A 15,065-nucleotide genomic window follows, 5' to 3' on the forward strand; every position below is an offset into this window, starting at 1 on the left:
CGATGGCGCCGTAGCCGTATACCGGATCGCGTCCGGGCTCACCCTTGTCCTGTGCGGTCTCGGCCAGCCGCCGCACCACCTCGGGCCCTTGAGCTGGGGATACTTCGAGCGGATCAGAGCCTCGGCACCGGCGACGATGGCGTTGGAGTCGCTGGTTTCAGTACCGGTGCGCACGCCGCCGGGGGGCGACCACGGTTATTTCGCGGCCGGCGACGGAGACGGCCGCGCGGTCGCCGTTCGGGTCGAGGGCGCCGACGGCGACGACACAGGCATGTTGGCGGGGAAGACGACTCCGCCGGCCTGGGGTTTGTTGCCAGCTGCGCCGACGACCACCGCGTCGGCGTCGAGGGGGTGCTGGATAGCCGTCCGCACGAGCTTGGAGTCGCTGGTCTTGAGCCAGATAGAGATGACGTTGGCACCCCTGCTGACGGCGAAGTCGATGCCAGCGGCGAGGTCTTTCGGGTAGACGCCGAAGTCGAGATACTCCGCCACCTGGACCGGCAGGATCTTGGCTTTCGGCGCGATGCCGCGGTTGGCGCTCTTGCCGCGCCCGGCGATGAGCCCGGCCACGGCGGTGCCGTGGCCGTTGGTGTCCTTGCGGCCGCCGCCGAGATCCTTGCCAGGTACGACGGCGCCGGCGAGTTCCGGTGCGGACGCGTCCACGCCGGAGTCCTCGACGGCGACCAGGGCGCCCTCGCCCTGGCTGATCTGGTACGCCTCCGCGACGTGGAGGAAGCCGCGATGCCATTGCCTGTCGCGAACCTCGTCCGCGAAGGCCGGCATAGGAAAGGCCACTGCGAGGACGATGACAGTGAGGATGGCGGCGCTGCGGCGGAGGGTCACGGGCGGCGCCGACGGCTGCGAATGATGGCCTGCAGCACCGCGATGAACACCACCACGACCACCGCGGCGCCGATCGCCGCGAACACCGCCGCGCCCTTGCCGCCACTGCCTGTCGGGGCGCTTTGACTCGGCTGCGGCGGCGCGGGGCTGCTCGTGGCGGGTGCGACCTCGGCGGTGAGCGCCTTGACGAGGTCGATGACGCCGTAGCCGTACACCGGATCACGTCCGGGTTCACCCTTGTCCTGCGCGGTCTCGGTCAACCGGCGCACAACGTCGGGGCCCTTGAGCTGGGGATACCTCGCGCGAATGAGGGCGATGGCGCCGACGACGAGTGCATTGGAGTCGCTGGTGCCCGTGGCGGTGCGCGTTCTCCCGCCGATGTCGAGGGAGACGATGTCGACGCCGGGCGCGACCACGATGAGCTCGGGCCCGGCGACCGAGACCGCTGCCCGTTCGCCGTTGCGGTCGACAGCGCCGACCGCGACGACGCCGGATACGTTGGCGGGGAAGTCGACGCTGCCGCGTTCCGGCTTGTTGCCGGCCGCGGCGACCACGACGACGTCGGCGGCGATGGCGTTGGCGATCGCGGTCCGAACTACGTCGGTGTCGCTGGTGCCGAGTGAGAGACAGATGACCTTGGCACCCTTGCCTGCGGCGTAGTCGATTGCGGCGGCGACGTCGCGGGGGTCGCCGCCGAAGTCGATATCGCGGGAGAGCTGGATCGGCAGGATGGCCGCTTTCGGGGCCATGCCCAGCACGCCGTTGTTACCACCTCGGCCGCGTCCGGCGATGAGCGCGGCCATGGCGGTGCCGTGACCCGATGGGTCTTTCCGACCGTCACCCGTGTTGCCGCCGAAGTCCTTGCCCGGCACCACGGCTCCGGCCAACTCCGGCACGGTCGCGTCGACGCCGGAGTCCGCGACGGCGACGAGAACACCCTCGCCCTGGCTAAGCCGCTGCGCCTCGGCGACATGGAGGAAACCGAGATACCACTGCTGATCGCGGACCGCGTCAGCGAGCGCCGGAGCCGGGAAGACCGAGACTGCGAGCGCCGCCGCAACCAACGGCGGCACGAGACGTCGAAGGATCAACGGTCGATCCCGATCACGCCGGGCGGCACGTCGCCAGTGGGCACGACCGGTGGCGCCTCAAGCACAGGCGCCACACCCTGCGCCACTTGCCATACCTCATCCTCCGGCCGTTTGCGCCCGGATCGGCGTTTGGTGTAAGCCTCATAACTGCGATCCCGCCACCCACCGCCCGGCAGACGTTCGCCGCCCTCCCCGCCCGGCTCGGCGGCCGGGCGGCCCATGGGCGGCCGGCCGGCACTCTGCGCGGCGCGGCCGCCGATGACGCCGGGCTCGCCGAGGGCTGCGCGGGCCGGGCGGCTGGCAATGGGCTGGGCGGTCGGCCGCTCGATGAGGCCGCTGGTTGGCATCAGCTTGCCTGGCGTTTGTGGCAACCAGCCCGTCTTCGGCGGTGGTCCCGGCAGCGGTACGGGCGGCGGCAGCGCGATTGGCGGCCCGATGAGTGGTGCGACCGGCGGGGGCGGGGGAGGCTTCAGCACCGGCGGGCTCACCGGTGTCGGAGTTCCGGTCAGGAACGGACCTAGGTCGAACGGAACCGGCGGGGTCGCCGGCCCCGGGCTGGCGCTAACCAGGTCCGGGTTCGGCGGGGGCGGTTCGAAGACGGGCGCGGGCAGGTGTTGGCCAGCGCCGCCGGACGAGCCGCTTCCACCGCCGTGCGGGTTCGATGGCACGGACGGGGCCGCCGCCTCGTCGTACCGCTTCAACTGCGGCATGTAGACGGGCTGCTCGGTGGCGGCGGAGACCCTCGCGTCGGTGTCGTCCATGATTGCGCGGGCCTGCTTGTCGAGCTCCTCACGATGCTGGCGCATCACCACTTCCGTGGCGAGGCCGGGCACGCCCACGTTCGGCGCCCAATCGTCGGGCAGGATGCTCACCAGCGAGGCCGCAGGAGTCTTCGCGAGGTACGCCCGCCACGCCGCCTTCGGATCATCATAGGCGTCGTGCAGCGGCTTGATCCGCTGCTGCGCGCTGATCAATGCGCCCGTCACCTTGGTGTACGACGTCTTGGCCTGGCTGGCCGCCTCCTGCGCCGTCGTCATGACCGACATGGTCTGATCGATCTGGTTGAGGAACGCCTGTGCCGCAGGACTGCCCTCCGGCGTCCACGCGTCGGCCAGGTCTTGGCGGAGCTTTTTGAGGTTTCCGATTTGGGTGCGGAGCATCGAGTGCTTCGCCTCCCAGGCCCGCGCGGCCTCAGCGTGGCTGGCCGCGCTCTCGTGCGCCACCATCTCCCAGATTTCGCGGACGGTGTAATGCAGATAGGCGCTCACGCGGCTCCCCCGCGCAGGCCACCCCGCTCGTGGAGCAGGTCGAGGCGATCCTGGGTCTCGGCGCGCTGGTCGGCGGCCGCGGCCGCCTGTTCGGACTTGGTTAGCTGCGTCGACACGCCACCCTCCACCGCGTGCAGGAAGTCGACGGAGCTGACGTCCGCGTCGTGGTACGTCGTGACGATATCCTTCGCCGTCTTGGCGAGCGTGTCCGTGTTGTGCGACAGTGCGCGCAGGAACGTGATGGCCTGATCCATTACCAGCCAGTACCTCTTTGCCGCGTCCTGGACCACTGGGCTCGCGCTGTGGATGCCGAACGCCCCGAACGTCTGCAACTGTTGCCTGACGAACTCCGTCGTCGGTGCGATGTCCTTGTCTACGTAGGTCTGGAGCTTGGCGCTGAAGTCTCGCATGCCGTTGGCATCGATTTCGATGCGCCTGCCGTCCGCCACGGTGCCTCCCCCGTCCGTGTGGTGACACGCTCAAGGTAGTCCAGCCGTGCAGGAGTAGAAAGGACGATATGTCGATACGTGCGGTAACGCGCGAACTGCTGGTGCGCTGCGTTGACACCTGGGCGCCCGGGAATCTGCATGCCCCGCACGGGGCCGCATTTCTCTGTGCGTCGGCCCGGGGGCTCGACCATGACGCGGCCGAGGCGGCCATGCGGGCGTTCGCCGAGTTCGGGGATCGGTTGCGCGGGCGCTTGACGCTGCTGTTCGTCGCGCCTGGAGTCGAGCCGTTGCGGGCGCGGGCAGAGCAGATCCGGCGTGAATTCAGTACGCCCGCGGAAATGGCGGTTCACGTCGTGCCCGGTGGCAATGTCGGGGTCGTTTTGAAAGCGGCCGGGGCGGCGAGTGGACCGCTGCTCGCGTTCGTCGACGAAACCGTTGAGAAAAGCTTCAAAGCGTCAGTCGTACTCCTCACCGCCCCCGCCGGCGCCTGGCCGCGACAGCGCGACGAGCTGCACGGGGCGGGGCTGGACCTGACGGCGGGAGTCGAGCTCGTCGACGGCGGCGAGGAGCTGCTCGTCGGGTTCGGCACGCGGTCGGCCAAGAGCCTGGAGGCGTTCAAGAGCGAGCTGTGGGCGCTCGACGAGTACGCCGGAGTGCGTTACCGCGACCCGCGGGACCCCGAGGGCCATCTCATGGACATCTCGCTGGAGCCCAACCCGGGCGCGCTGCGGCGCGAGATCCTGCAGCGGCTCGGCGAGGCCCGCGAGCTGACCGTCACCGAGTTGAAGCAGTTCGCGCTCACCGACACCGTGTATCGCGCCGCGGACGCGCAGAAGGTCATCACCACGCTGCTGCACTCGGGCGCGGTGCGGCGTACTCCCGAGGGCGGGCGCCTCGGGGGCGACGTGGTGATCAGCCTGGCGTCATCCTGACGCGGCCGGCAGCGATCGGCGGATGAAGTCGAGCTCGATGCGCAGCAGCTTCTCGGCCAGCCCGCCCGCGGCCATGTGCGTGGCGCCGGTCAGCGGAATCATCGAGTGCGGCCGGCCCGCGGCGAGCAGGGCCGCCGACAGCCGCAGGGTGTGCGCGGCGACCACGTTGTCGTCGACCAGGCCGTGTACGAGCAGCATCGGGCGGGCGTCATCCGGGCGCACCGGCGGCTCGGCGGCGAGCTCGATGAGCGAGTTGTGCGCGTACACATCGGAGGCGTCGGCGGGCAGCCCGAGATACCGCTCGGTGTAAGCGGTGTCGTAGAGGCTCCAGTCCGTGACCGGCGCGCCCACGACCGCGCAGTGGTAGACGTCCGGGCGGCGCAGCACCGCGAGTGCCGACAGCCAGCCGCCGAACGACCAGCCGCGGATCGCCACGCGGCCCAGGTCGAGGTCGGGGTGCTTGCCGGCCAGGGCCTCCAGCGCGTCGGACTGGTCGGCCAGGATCACGTCGGAGAAGCGGCGATGGATGGCCTTGTCGAAGCTCGGCGCGACTCCGGGCGTGCCACGGTTGTCGATGGAGACGACGGCGAAGCCCTGGTCGGCCCACCACTGCTTCTCCTGCCAGCGCGTCCGCGAGGCGACGACCTCCTGGTGGCCGGGGCCGCCGTAGATCGCCACCAGCACCGGCAGCCGTCGCCCGGCCACGTGGCTGCGCGGATAGAGCACGCCGGCCGGGACGCGCCGGTCGGTGACCCGCTCAAGAGCGGGTCGCGGCGCATAGGGCGGTTGCGCCGCGAGCGACGGGATCGCTCCGACCGTCTCGCCGTTGTGCATGATCCGGTACTCCCAGCCGCCTCGCTCCAGCGTCTGCGATCCGATGACGATCGTCCGCCCGGCGGCCTGCGCCTGGTGCCAGCCCGGCTCCGTGGTCAGCCGCGTCGCCCGCGGGCTCGACTGGGTCACCGGAACGTGGTACACGTGCTGCTCGCTCGGCTCTCCCTCGCTCGCCTCCACGATCAGGTCGCCCTCGAGGCGGCCGGCCACGCGGCGGACGTACAGATTCGGCGGGGTGATCAGGCTGCCGTCCGCGAAGAGGCAGCGGGCGTCGTATCCGTCGTGCGCCAACTCGCCCCCCACGAGCACCCGCCCGTCGGCCAGGTGCGCCGGGGTGCCCGGCACCGGCTCGACCCAGCGCGGGTCGGCGAGCTCGGCGTGCACCTGCGTCTCGCCGGTGCGTGGGTCGATGGCGATCACCAGCCCGTGCTGCTGCAGCCGGCGCAGGACCGCCAGCAGCGGGCCGCCCTGCTCGGACCAGGTCGCAGTGACGAGATACGGATACGTCTCCCGGTCCCAGTGCACGTCGACCCAGCCGCCGTCGAGGTCGAGCACGTGCAGGGTGACCTTGGCGTTGGTGGCGCCGGCATGCGGATACGCGACCGTGGTCGGCGGCTGCTCGGGCAGCGACGGGTCGTGCAGGTGCCAGCGCGGCACCCGCGACTCGTCCACCCGGGCCGTGAGGATGCTGCGGCCGTCGGGCGACCACCAGTATCCCCGGAAGCGGTGGAACTCCTCGGCCCCGATGAACTCGGCCAGGCCCCAGGTCACGCCGTCCTCGCCGGCCAGGACGCTGTCGGTGCCGTCGGCGTCGATGACCCGCAGGGCGCCGCCGGTGACATACGCGATCCGGCGGCCGGTCGGGTCCAGGCGCGGGTCGACGACCGGGCCCGCCGTGTCGAGCTCGGTGACGTCGCCGGTGAGCAGGTCGGCCCGGAACAGCCGGCCGCCGAGCGGGAAGACTGCCAGCACACCGGCCCCGTCCAGCGCGAACGAGCCGATGCCGCCCGCGGACAGCCGCAGCCGCTCGCGTAATGCCCGCTCGGCCGGCGGCATGTCGGGCTGGTCGCGCAGGAGGGTCGCCGGGTCGGCCAGGCAGCGCTCGGTGCGCGCGGCGACGTCGAAGACCCACAGCGCGTCACTGGGGTCCTCGGGCCCCGAGGAGCGCAGGAAGATCACTCGAGCCCCGTCCTGGCTCACCGTGACGGCGCGGGGCGCGCCGTAGGAGAAACGACGGGTTCGTGCGGCCAACTCCGGATAGTCCACCCCGGAATGTTGACTCCTGACCGCCGGATTGTCATGTGATTGGGCCGGAGCGTCACTCCGGGTAGGCGGGTGCTCACGCTTGCCGTGGCGGTTGGGGGAACTGTCGGTGGTACGCCGTAGAGTTGCCCCCGTGAGTGCTCGGAGCATCCTGTTCGTCCATGCACACCCCGACGACGAGTCGATGGGGACCGGTGCCACCATGGCCCGCTACGCGGCCGACGGCGCGCACGTCACCCTCGTCACCTGCACGCTCGGTGAGGAAGGCGAGATCCACGTGCCCGCGCTGGCCGGGATCGCCGCCGCCGAGGGCGACCAGCTCGGCGGCTATCGCATCGCCGAACTCGACGCGGCCTGCCGCCACCTTGGCGTGAGCGACCACCGCTTTCTCGGTGGCGCCGGACGCTACCGGGACTCCGGCATGATGGACACGCCCGCCAACAAGCACCCGCACGCGTTCTGGGGCGCTGACCTCGACGTCGCCGCCGGTCAGCTGCTCGAGGTGATCCGCGAGACCCGCCCGCAGGTCGCCGTCACCTACGACGCCAACGGCTTCTACGGCCACCCCGACCACATCCAGGCCCACCGGGTCCTGATGCGCGCGGTCGAGCTCGCCGAGTCCGAGGGCATCGCCCCGGCGAAGGTCTACTGGACCGCCGTCCCGCGCAGTGTCCTCGAGGCCGGCATGCGCGAGTTCCGCGGCTCCTCCGACAACCCGTTCGCCGAGATCGAGCACCCGGAAGACCTGCCCTTCGGCACCGCCGACGCCGACATCGCCGCCCGCGTCGACGCTCACGAGTTCGCCGAGGAGAAGACCGCGGCGCTGCGGGCCCACGCCACGCAGATCCCGCAGAACTCCTGGCTCTTCTCCATCGCCGGCAACTTCGGCGCCGAGTTCATGGGCGTCGAGTATTACCAGCTCGCCCGCGGCGCGAAGGGCCCCGGCGTGGGCCCGCACGGCTGGGAGGAGGACCTCTTCGCCGGCCTCGACGTCGACGCCCCGCGCCCACCCGAGCCCCGCAAGGTCCCGCCCGCGGTCCTGGAGGCGACCGCCCTGGGCGCTGCGGCCCTCGACGACCCGGCCCTGGACGGCTCCGCACTCGACACCGCGTCGCTGGCCCCCTCGTCCCTGGATGCGGAGCCCTCATGAGCACCAAGCGCAAGGGCGGCCCACGCCCCGGCCCAGGCCGCGCCTCGGGCTCCGGCCCCGCTCCCCGCCCAGCCCCGCCGGCCGCCTCGCCGCCGGCCCCTTCATCGCTGGCCCCTTCGCCGTCGGCTGGGTCGCCACCACCCGCGGGCAACGCGCCATCACCCGGCGCGTCCCCTCCCGGCGCGCCTTCGACCGGCGCCGGCTTGCCGGGCCTTCCTGGCCATGCCGAGTTCGACGCATCCGGCCGCGCGGAGTCTTCGGCCCCGACCTCACCGTCCTTGCCGTCCGGCTCCGCGACTTCGCAACCCGACTCGGCGTCTTCGCGGCCCGGCGCCGCGTCCTCGCCGACCGGCTTTGCGTCTCCGTCGGTCGGCTCCGCATCTTCGTCGGTCGGCCCGGCGGGGGCGTCCGACTCGGCCGAGCATTCTCCGGCCGCCCCGCCGACCCCCGACGTCCTGTGGCCAGAGGGCGAGACGTCCGCCACGCAGCCGCCACGAGCCCGGTTCAAGCTCTCACCCGAGCAGGAAAAATCCCTCGACGTCTGGATCACGATCCTCGGCCTGTTCGTCGCAACGCTCCTCGGCGCGGCCTTGGCCCTGATCGAGGCGCTCTACTCTCCGCTGCGGGTGGGCGGCGTCCGTGTCCCGGTCTCCCTGGTCATGGCCCTGGTGACCAACCCGCTCCTGGCCTGGTTCGCCTACACGACCACCCGCAGCCGCCTGGCCCCGCTCCTCCCGGCCGCGGTTTGGTGCGTCATCTGGATCATGGCTGCGGACAAGACCTCCGAGGGCGACCTGATCATCTCCCAGGACAACTGGGTCGGCCTGCTGACGCTGATCGCCGGCTCGGTGGCGTTCGCGATCGGCATCTACAAGTCGACCCTGCGCGCCGGCATAGCCCCAACCCGCGCCGCCGACAAATCCACGTCCGCCTCGACCCCGGCCGGCTCCTAGCCGGGCTGGGCGCGCACGTCACGGCGTCGGCTCGCGTCGGTTCTGGCTCGCGGTGGGTGGCCGGCGGGGTGCTGGCATTCGGCGCGGGGCTGGTGGTCGATTTCCGGCGGAGTGGAGGCGGATTCGCGGGGGATTTGAGGGCGGCAATGTGGGGGGTTCAGCGAACTCTGAGGCGGTGGGTCTTGCGCGCACGCAGTGTAGACGGGTAAACACGTTCCCGCGTCGGGGGTGATTACCGTTCGGCGGTCGGGGAACTAGCGTGCTGGAGGCTGGCTATGAAAGAGCGGTGGATGCCTGTCGGGCTCGTCGCGGGGGGCCTCTTTCTCGTCAACGTCGTTGCGCGGCTCGTGGTGCGGTTCGGGGCCGGGGACAACGACGACAAGCAGGTCACCATCGGGCTCTGGGCGCTGTTCGCGGTCGGGGCGGTGATGATTCCCGTCGCGTTCTGGTACGGGCGGAAGCATCCCATGATTCGCGTCGTCGGCGAACTGGGGCTCGCGGTCGTGGTCGCGTGCCTGCTGGCCGTGCTCATCGGGCCGTTCGTGTCCGGGGTCGGGCCGTTCAGCAACGGGGCCGGGCTGGTTTTCCGGCAGTTCTTCTACTTCGTGGGGCTCTCCGCGATCGGCGCCGTGATCGGGCTGCTCCTGCTGATGACCACCGGACTGGATTATCGCTCGCAATCGTGGAAGCGATACGTCGAGCGCACCGGGACCAAGCCGCGTAAGGTCGTGCGCCGCTAGCGCGACGGTCCGGTCGCCGGCCGGGCTGTGTCAGGTGTGTGGAACCGCGCCCGCACGGTGGCGGGGCCCTAGGTGGTCAGCAGGCGGCGACACGAGTAGACGTGGTGCACGGTGAAGCCCAGGCGGGCGTACAGCGTCGTTGCCGCCGTGTTGCGCTGCTCCACCTGCAGGTATGCGTCCCTCGCGCCCAGCTCGAGCGACCAGGCGGCCAGGGCGGCGATCAGGCGCTGGGCCAGGCCGCGGCGGCGGAAGTGCTCGTTCACGCCGATCAGGGTCAGGCCCAGCCAGCGAGACTCCGGGTCGGCCACGCAGCCGCGGGCGGTGGCCTGCAGAGTGCCCTCTTCGTCGTACCACGCGGCGAACCGAACGTGGGGAACGTCCGTGAGCACGTGGCGGGCCGAGCTGGGCAGCGGGCCCTTGCGGCCGGACATCGCCGTGAGCCAGGCATCGGACGGCTCGTTCGCCAGCTCGATCCGGCCGGGCGGCGGCTCGGGGAGCTCGGTGGCGAGGGGCTCTATCGGGGCGGTCATCACCTGGGCGAGCGGCATCGCCGTCCAGCCGCGGCGGTCCAGCTCGTCGTCCAGCCGCTGGAACAGGGGGATCGGTACGGACATCGCGGGGACGAGGGCTCGCTCGTGGTACCAGTGCTGGACGAAGTCGATCGCGTCAGGCAGGTCGAGGTCGGGGGAGCCGATCGCCAGCGCGGAGTTGGCGCGCTGCGTCCAGCCGTCCGTGGCGCGCAGCAGCCAGTCGCCGAGGTGTGCCTGCTCCTTGGCGGGCCAGCCCAGGGCAGCGGCGGCCTCGAGTGATTCTGTGGGGGTGAGGCGGCGGCGCGGGGGTACTGTTTTGGCGAGGGCGATCTCAGCAACTGGAACGCGGACCGCGCCCGTGCGTGCACGGATTGTGAGATGCGTCTCGGTCGCTTCGAGCAAATGGCCCAGAATGTCAGAAAACACCGGTCGTTCGTCCCGCATCCCGACGAATCGGCGCACGACGACGCGCTGTCCCACATGTTGTGGCCCGAGCACGATCGACCTCCCGTGAACCTGGATACTAGGCTCGTACCGCCGCGGTAGGGATGCGGCGGGGTTTGCCAGCCCCAGGCTGGCAGCCTCTGGCGCGAAAGAGGGCGACCCGTGACATACATCATCGCCGAACCTTGCGTGGACCTGCTCGACAAGGCCTGCATCGAGGAGTGCCCTGTCGACTGCATCTACGAGGGCAACCGCATGCTCTACATCCACCCGGATGAGTGCGTGGACTGCGGCGCCTGCGAGCCGGTGTGCCCGGTCGAGGCGATCTTCTACGAGGACGACGTTCCGGAGAAGTGGAAGGACTTCGTCGGCGCCAACTACACGTTCTTCGACGAGCTGGGCTCGCCCGGCGGTGCGTCGAAGGTCGGCAAGGTCGAGAAGGACGCGCCGTTCGTCGCCGGCCTCCCGCCGCAGGAGCGCGAACACTGACCGGCACCGTCTCCGCCGCGGGGGCCCGCCGCGCGCTCGCGGCGGGGCTGCCGGACTTTCCGTGGGACCGTCTGGAGCCGGCCAAGGCCGCGGCGGCCCGCCACCCGGACGGGCTGGTCGACCTATCGATCGGCACGCCCGTCGACCCCGTGCCCGCGATCATCCGCGCCGCGCTGGCCGACGCGTCCGACGCACCCGGATATCCGCTGACCGCCGGCACTCCGCGCCTGCGCGAGGCGATCCGGGCCTGGGTGACGCGGTGGTGCGGCCCCGGCTCCGACGCGTTCGGGGTGCTGCCCACGATCGGCTCCAAGGAGCTGGTCGCCTGGCTGCCGACGCTCCTCGGCCTCGGGCCGGGTGACACTGTGGTGATTCCGCAGGTGTGCTACCCGACGTACGAGGTCGGCGTCCAGCTCGCCGGGGCCCGCGTGGTGCGCGCCGACGCGCTCACGGCACTCGGGCCCGAGCGTGTCGCCATGGTGTGGGTCAACTCGCCGTCCAACCCGACGGGGCGGGTCCTGCCCGAGGCGCACCTGCGCAAGGTCGTCGAGTGGGCGCGCGAGCGCGGCGCGATCGTGGTCAGCGACGAGTGCTACCTGCCACTGCCGTGGGAGGCGGCGCCGGTGTCGATCCTGTCGGTGTGCGACGGGGTGTTCGACAACGTGCTGGCCGTACACTCGCTGTCCAAGCGCTCCAACCTGGCCGGCTATCGCGCGGGCTTCGTCGCCGGCGACGCCGCCCTCGTCGACGAGGTGCTCGCGGCCCGCAAGCACGCCGGCATGATCGTTCCGGCGCCCGTGCAGGCCGCCATGGTCGCGGCGCTCGGTGACGAGGCGCACGTGGACGAGCAGCGTTCCCGCTATCAGCGCCGTCGCACGGTCCTGCGCGAGGCCTTCGAACGCGCCGGTTTCACGGTCGAGCACTCCGAGGCCGGCCTGTACCTCTGGCTCACCCGCGGCGATGACAGCTGGGCGACCGTCGACTGGTTGGCCGAGCGCGGGATCCTCGCCGCGCCGGGCGCGTTCTACGGTCCGAAGGGCGAGCGGCACGTCCGAGTGGCGCTGACGGCCACCGACGAGCGCGTGGCCGCGGCGGTCGCCCGCCTCTGACGGGCGCGGCCGCGGCGCCGCATGCCGCGACACGGACGGGCGGCCGCATGCCGCCACACGGACGGGTGGCGCCGCACGGGCCTGCGGCACCCGAGCCGCCGTGCCCTGATTGCGGCGCCGCCAGCCACGGCGCGCTGCGAACGGCACCACCTGCCGCCGGCTCGCCATCCGGCGGATTTGGCCAGATCAGAGCAAATATCCGATATTTCGGGTTCGTACTTCTCGCTGGAGCGTGGCGCGGAAGTGGAGCGGGCCTCGGCGGCGAGGATCGGGTGTGCTTTGTGCCTTTATATCCGGATCCGAGGCAGGCGTGGAGGGTGTGGTGAGCGCTCTTCGGTGCGAAAGGGCTCGGTGGCGGCGAGGGCCCTGGCGCGCTTCGTGCCCTCGATACCGAGGGCTCTGTTCATGCGCGGGGCGCGGTGACCACTTTGGCATGAAATGAGGGTCAGATTCTGGGGGTCTGTCGCGTACAAGGGGTGTGATGAGCACTCTTGGCGTGCGATGCCTCGGCGGCGAGGGGGCGGTGGGGTTCGGTGTGCTTTGTGCCTTGCTGCGAGGTCTGAGGCAAGGGCGTGGCGAAGAACGGGCCCCGGCCTCAGTGGCCGGGGCCCGTTGCGCTTTGTGTCCAGGAGCCTGGGCGACGGCTCAGTTCGCGTGCAGGGCGGCGTTGAGTTCGATGCCTCGGCCCTGGCGTTCGCGGGCCTCCAGGCGGCCGGTCACCGAGTTGCGGATGAAGAGCAGGTTGCTCAGGCCCGACAGCTCGCGCGCCTTGACGACCCGGCCGTCCGGGAGGGTCAGCTTCGAGCCCGCCGTGATGTAGCAGCCGGCCTCGACCACGCAGTCGTCGCCGAGCGAGATGCCGATGCCCGCGTTCGCGCCCAGCAGGCAGCGCTCGCCGAGGCGGATGGTCTCCTTGCCGCCGCCCGAGAGCGTGCCCATGATCGAGGCGCCGCCGCCCACGTCGGTGCCGTCGCCGACCACGACGCCGGCCGAGATGCGCCCCTCGACCATGGAGTTGCCGAGCGTGCCGGCGTTGAAGTTGACGAACCCCTCGTGCATGACGGTCGTGCCGGGGGCGAGGTGGGCGCCGAGCCGGACGCGGTCGGCGTCGGCGATGCGCACGCCCGGGGGTGTGACGTAGTCGACCATCCGCGGGAACTTGTCGACGCCGAACACGTTGAGCCGGCGCCCGGCGCGGCGCTCCAGCGCGCGCAGCTCGTCGACCTGCTCGGGCAGGCACGGGCCGGCCGACGTCCAGGCGACGTTGGCGAGCAGGCCGAACTGGCCGTCGAGGTTGGCCTGGTGCGGCTGGACGAGGCGGTGGGAGAGCAGGTGCAGCCGCAGGTATACCTCGGCCGTGCCCATCGGCGCGTCCCCGAGCGACTGGATCTCGACGCGAATGACCTCGCTGCGCAGCCCGAGCCGCCCCGCCGAGGAGTCCGGAAGATCCGAGACGTCCGAGAAGTCCGTGGCGACGCCGGAGAGGGCGCCGGCCGCGGCGGCGACGGCCGACGTCGCGGCCGCGTCAGAACTGTCGGAGGCGAACGGAGCGCGGCCGAGGCCCAGGTTGCCGGCCGGGAACCAGGCGTCCAGCACCTGGCCCGAGGACGTCACGGTGGCCAGGCCCAGCCCCCACGCGGGGGAGTCGATGTAGGCGGTCGTCACGTGACCGAACGCTACCCCATCTAATGTCGAACCCATGCTCACCCGTGATGTGCTCGCCGATCCCGTCGCCCTGACCCGGGCGCTCGTCGACATCGAGTCGGTCTCCGGCAACGAGGCCGAGATCGCCGACCGCGTCGAGGAGGCGCTCACCGTCACCCCGCTCAAGGTCGAGCGCTTCGGGCACACGATCGTCGCGCGCACCGAGCTCGACCGGCCGCAGCGCGTGGTGCTCGCCGGCCACCTGGACACCGTGCCGCTGCACGACAACTTCCCGTCCCGCACCGAGGGTAACCTGATGTGGGGCTGCGGCACGTCCGACATGAAGTCCGGCACCGCGATCGCCCTGCACCTGGCGGTGACCGAGCCGGAGCCGCGCCACGACGTGACGTACGTGTTCTACGAGTGCGAGGAGGTCGACTCCGCGCGCAACGGGCTCAAGATCCTCGCGGACCGCAGCCCGCACCTGCTGACCGACGCGTCCTTCGCCGTGCTCCTGGAGCCGACGCACGGGCTGATCGAGGGCGGCTGCCAGGGCACCCAGCGGGTGCTGGTGCGCACCACCGGCAAGCGGGCGCACTCGGCGCGCTCCTGGCTGGGCGAGAACGCGATCCACAAGGCCGCGCCGGTGCTGGAGCGCCTTCAGCAGTACCGCGACCGAACGGTCGTCATCGACGGATGCGAGTTCCACGAGGGGCTGAACGCGGTCCGGATCTCCGGCGGCGTGGCCGGCAACGTGATCCCCGACGAGTGTGTCGTCGAGGTCAACTTCCGCTTCGCGCCGGACCGGGACGAGGCGGCCGCCGAGGCACACGTGCGCGAGGTCTTCCACGGCTTCGACCTCGAGTTCGTCGACTCGGCCCCGGGCGCGCTGCCCGGCCTCGATGCCCCGGCCGCCCGCGAGCTGCTCGCCGCGATCGGCCGCCCACCGCGGGCCAAGCTCGGCTGGACCGACGTCGCCCGCTTCGCGGTGCTGGGCATCCCCGGGCTGAACTTCGGCCCCGGCGACCCGAACCTCGCCCACAAGCAGGACGAGCACGTCGAGATCGACAAGATCGCCGAGGGCGCCGACGTCATGCGCCGCTGGCTGCGCGGCGAGTTCTAATTCAGGCCTGGCTCGGCTCGGTCGGCGGCTCCTCGAGGACCGAGTCGAGCGATCGCATCATCCGGCGCACCGCGAGGACCTCGCGGATGCGTCGGTTCATCTGCCGCCTGCGGCGGTCCTGCTCCGTCCGTGTCATGCCGGTCACACCCCCACCCCCGTCACCGGTATATCGGGTATGACGCGACGGCAGGGCGAAACGTTGC

At 71.4% G+C, this 15,065-nt stretch carries 15 protein-coding genes; 7 read left to right on the forward strand and 8 right to left on the reverse strand.

The genetic code is table 11. The features are described 5' to 3' along the window. Nucleotides 1-195: 195 nt before the first annotated feature. Genes ACQPY0_RS06190 through ACQPY0_RS06205 form a run of 4 tightly spaced genes read right to left on the reverse strand, consistent with a single transcriptional unit; the run spans nt 196 to nt 3,651 of the window. Nucleotides 196-795, reverse strand: coding sequence for a S8 family serine peptidase (locus ACQPY0_RS06190; protein ID WP_432985809.1), 600 nt, complete (start codon nt 793-795; stop codon nt 196-198). Nucleotides 796-839: 44 nt separating this feature from the next. Beyond that, complete coding sequence (locus ACQPY0_RS06195) at nt 840-1,934, reverse strand: S8 family serine peptidase (RefSeq protein WP_432985811.1); 1,095 nt, start codon at nt 1,932-1,934, stop codon at nt 840-842. Then, the gene (locus ACQPY0_RS06200) at nt 1,931-3,202 is read right to left on the reverse strand and encodes a hypothetical protein (protein ID WP_432985812.1); all 1,272 of its coding nucleotides are present in this window, start codon (nt 3,200-3,202) and stop codon (nt 1,931-1,933) included. Before ACQPY0_RS06200 ends, ACQPY0_RS06195 begins: the two co-directional genes overlap by 4 nt. Beyond that, on the reverse strand, nt 3,199-3,651 hold the full coding sequence (locus tag ACQPY0_RS06205) for a hypothetical protein (RefSeq protein ID WP_432985814.1): 453 nt from the start codon (nt 3,649-3,651) through the stop codon (nt 3,199-3,201). Before ACQPY0_RS06205 ends, ACQPY0_RS06200 begins: the two co-directional genes overlap by 4 nt. A 338-nt stretch (nt 3,652-3,989) precedes the next feature. On the opposite strand from ACQPY0_RS06205, the gene ACQPY0_RS06210 reads away from it, so the two are divergent. Further along, nucleotides 3,990-4,583, forward strand: a complete 594-nt coding sequence (locus ACQPY0_RS06210; RefSeq protein ID WP_432985816.1) for a hypothetical protein — start codon at nt 3,990-3,992, stop codon at nt 4,581-4,583. Here ACQPY0_RS06210 and ACQPY0_RS06215 read toward each other — a convergent pair. Continuing rightward, a complete protein-coding gene (locus ACQPY0_RS06215) occupies nt 4,575-6,683 on the reverse strand; it encodes a prolyl oligopeptidase family serine peptidase (protein ID WP_432985818.1) in 2,109 nt (702 codons plus the stop codon). The genes ACQPY0_RS06210 and ACQPY0_RS06215 overlap by 9 nt on opposite strands. A 181-nt stretch (nt 6,684-6,864) precedes the next feature. On the opposite strand from ACQPY0_RS06215, the gene mshB reads away from it, so the two are divergent. The 3 genes from mshB (at nt 6,865) to ACQPY0_RS06230 (ending at nt 9,523) form a co-directional block, all read left to right on the forward strand. Beyond that, on the forward strand, nt 6,865-7,830 hold the full coding sequence (mshB, locus tag ACQPY0_RS06220; RefSeq protein ID WP_432995034.1) for an N-acetyl-1-D-myo-inositol-2-amino-2-deoxy-alpha-D-glucopyranoside deacetylase: 966 nt from the start codon (nt 6,865-6,867) through the stop codon (nt 7,828-7,830). 278 nt (nt 7,831-8,108) lie between these two features. After that, nucleotides 8,109-8,783, forward strand: coding sequence for a hypothetical protein (locus tag ACQPY0_RS06225; RefSeq protein WP_432985820.1), 675 nt, complete (start codon nt 8,109-8,111; stop codon nt 8,781-8,783). A 290-nt stretch (nt 8,784-9,073) separates the two neighbouring features. Beyond that, entirely contained in the window at nt 9,074-9,523 is a 450-nt protein-coding gene (locus tag ACQPY0_RS06230) for a hypothetical protein (RefSeq protein WP_432985822.1), read from the forward strand. Between the two features lie 68 nt (nt 9,524-9,591). Here ACQPY0_RS06230 and ACQPY0_RS06235 read toward each other — a convergent pair whose 3' ends face one another. Further along, on the reverse strand, nt 9,592-10,551 hold the full coding sequence (locus tag ACQPY0_RS06235) for a GNAT family N-acetyltransferase (protein ID WP_432985824.1): 960 nt from the start codon (nt 10,549-10,551) through the stop codon (nt 9,592-9,594). A 108-nt stretch (nt 10,552-10,659) separates the two neighbouring features. Between ACQPY0_RS06235 and fdxA the strand changes: the two genes are divergently transcribed. After that, nucleotides 10,660-10,986: a ferredoxin gene (gene fdxA / locus ACQPY0_RS06240; RefSeq protein WP_432985826.1), complete on the forward strand. Its 327-nt coding sequence runs from the start codon at nt 10,660-10,662 to the stop codon at nt 10,984-10,986. After that, a complete protein-coding gene (gene dapC, locus ACQPY0_RS06245; protein ID WP_432995036.1) occupies nt 10,983-12,095 on the forward strand; it encodes a succinyldiaminopimelate transaminase in 1,113 nt (370 codons plus the stop codon). Before fdxA ends, dapC begins: the two co-directional genes overlap by 4 nt. A 645-nt stretch (nt 12,096-12,740) precedes the next feature. Here the strand turns inward: dapC and dapD are convergent. Continuing rightward, complete coding sequence (gene dapD / locus ACQPY0_RS06250; protein ID WP_432985828.1) at nt 12,741-13,760, reverse strand: 2,3,4,5-tetrahydropyridine-2,6-dicarboxylate N-succinyltransferase; 1,020 nt, start codon at nt 13,758-13,760, stop codon at nt 12,741-12,743. A 34-nt stretch (nt 13,761-13,794) separates the two neighbouring features. On the opposite strand from dapD, the gene dapE reads away from it, so the two are divergent. Further along, nucleotides 13,795-14,862, forward strand: coding sequence for a succinyl-diaminopimelate desuccinylase (gene dapE / locus ACQPY0_RS06255; protein ID WP_432985830.1), 1,068 nt, complete (start codon nt 13,795-13,797; stop codon nt 14,860-14,862). Between the two features lies 1 nt (nt 14,863). On the opposite strand, the gene ACQPY0_RS06260 is transcribed toward dapE, so the two are convergent. After that, nucleotides 14,864-14,998 (reverse strand): hypothetical protein, encoded by a 135-nt coding sequence (locus ACQPY0_RS06260; protein WP_432985832.1) that lies wholly within the window; start codon nt 14,996-14,998, stop codon nt 14,864-14,866. Nucleotides 14,999-15,065: the final 67 nt, after the last annotated feature.

Origin of the sequence: Dactylosporangium sp. CA-233914 (genome assembly GCF_050942935.1) — a bacterium.
Lineage (GTDB): Bacteria > Actinomycetota > Actinomycetes > Mycobacteriales > Micromonosporaceae > Dactylosporangium.

Excerpts from the sequence above, each read along its gene's own strand:
- ACQPY0_RS06210 (WP_432985816.1), top strand. The coding sequence starts at position 3,990 with ATGGCGGTTCACGTCGTGCCCGGTGGCAATGTCGGGGTCGTTTTGAAA.
- mshB (WP_432995034.1), top strand. The coding sequence starts at position 6,865 with ATGGGGACCGGTGCCACCATGGCCCGCTACGCGGCCGACGGCGCGCAC.
- ACQPY0_RS06230 (WP_432985822.1), top strand. The coding sequence starts at position 9,074 with ATGCCTGTCGGGCTCGTCGCGGGGGGCCTCTTTCTCGTCAACGTCGTT.
- dapE (WP_432985830.1), top strand. The coding sequence starts at position 13,795 with ATGCTCACCCGTGATGTGCTCGCCGATCCCGTCGCCCTGACCCGGGCG.
- ACQPY0_RS06260 (WP_432985832.1), bottom strand. The coding sequence starts at position 14,998 with ATGACACGGACGGAGCAGGACCGCCGCAGGCGGCAGATGAACCGACGC.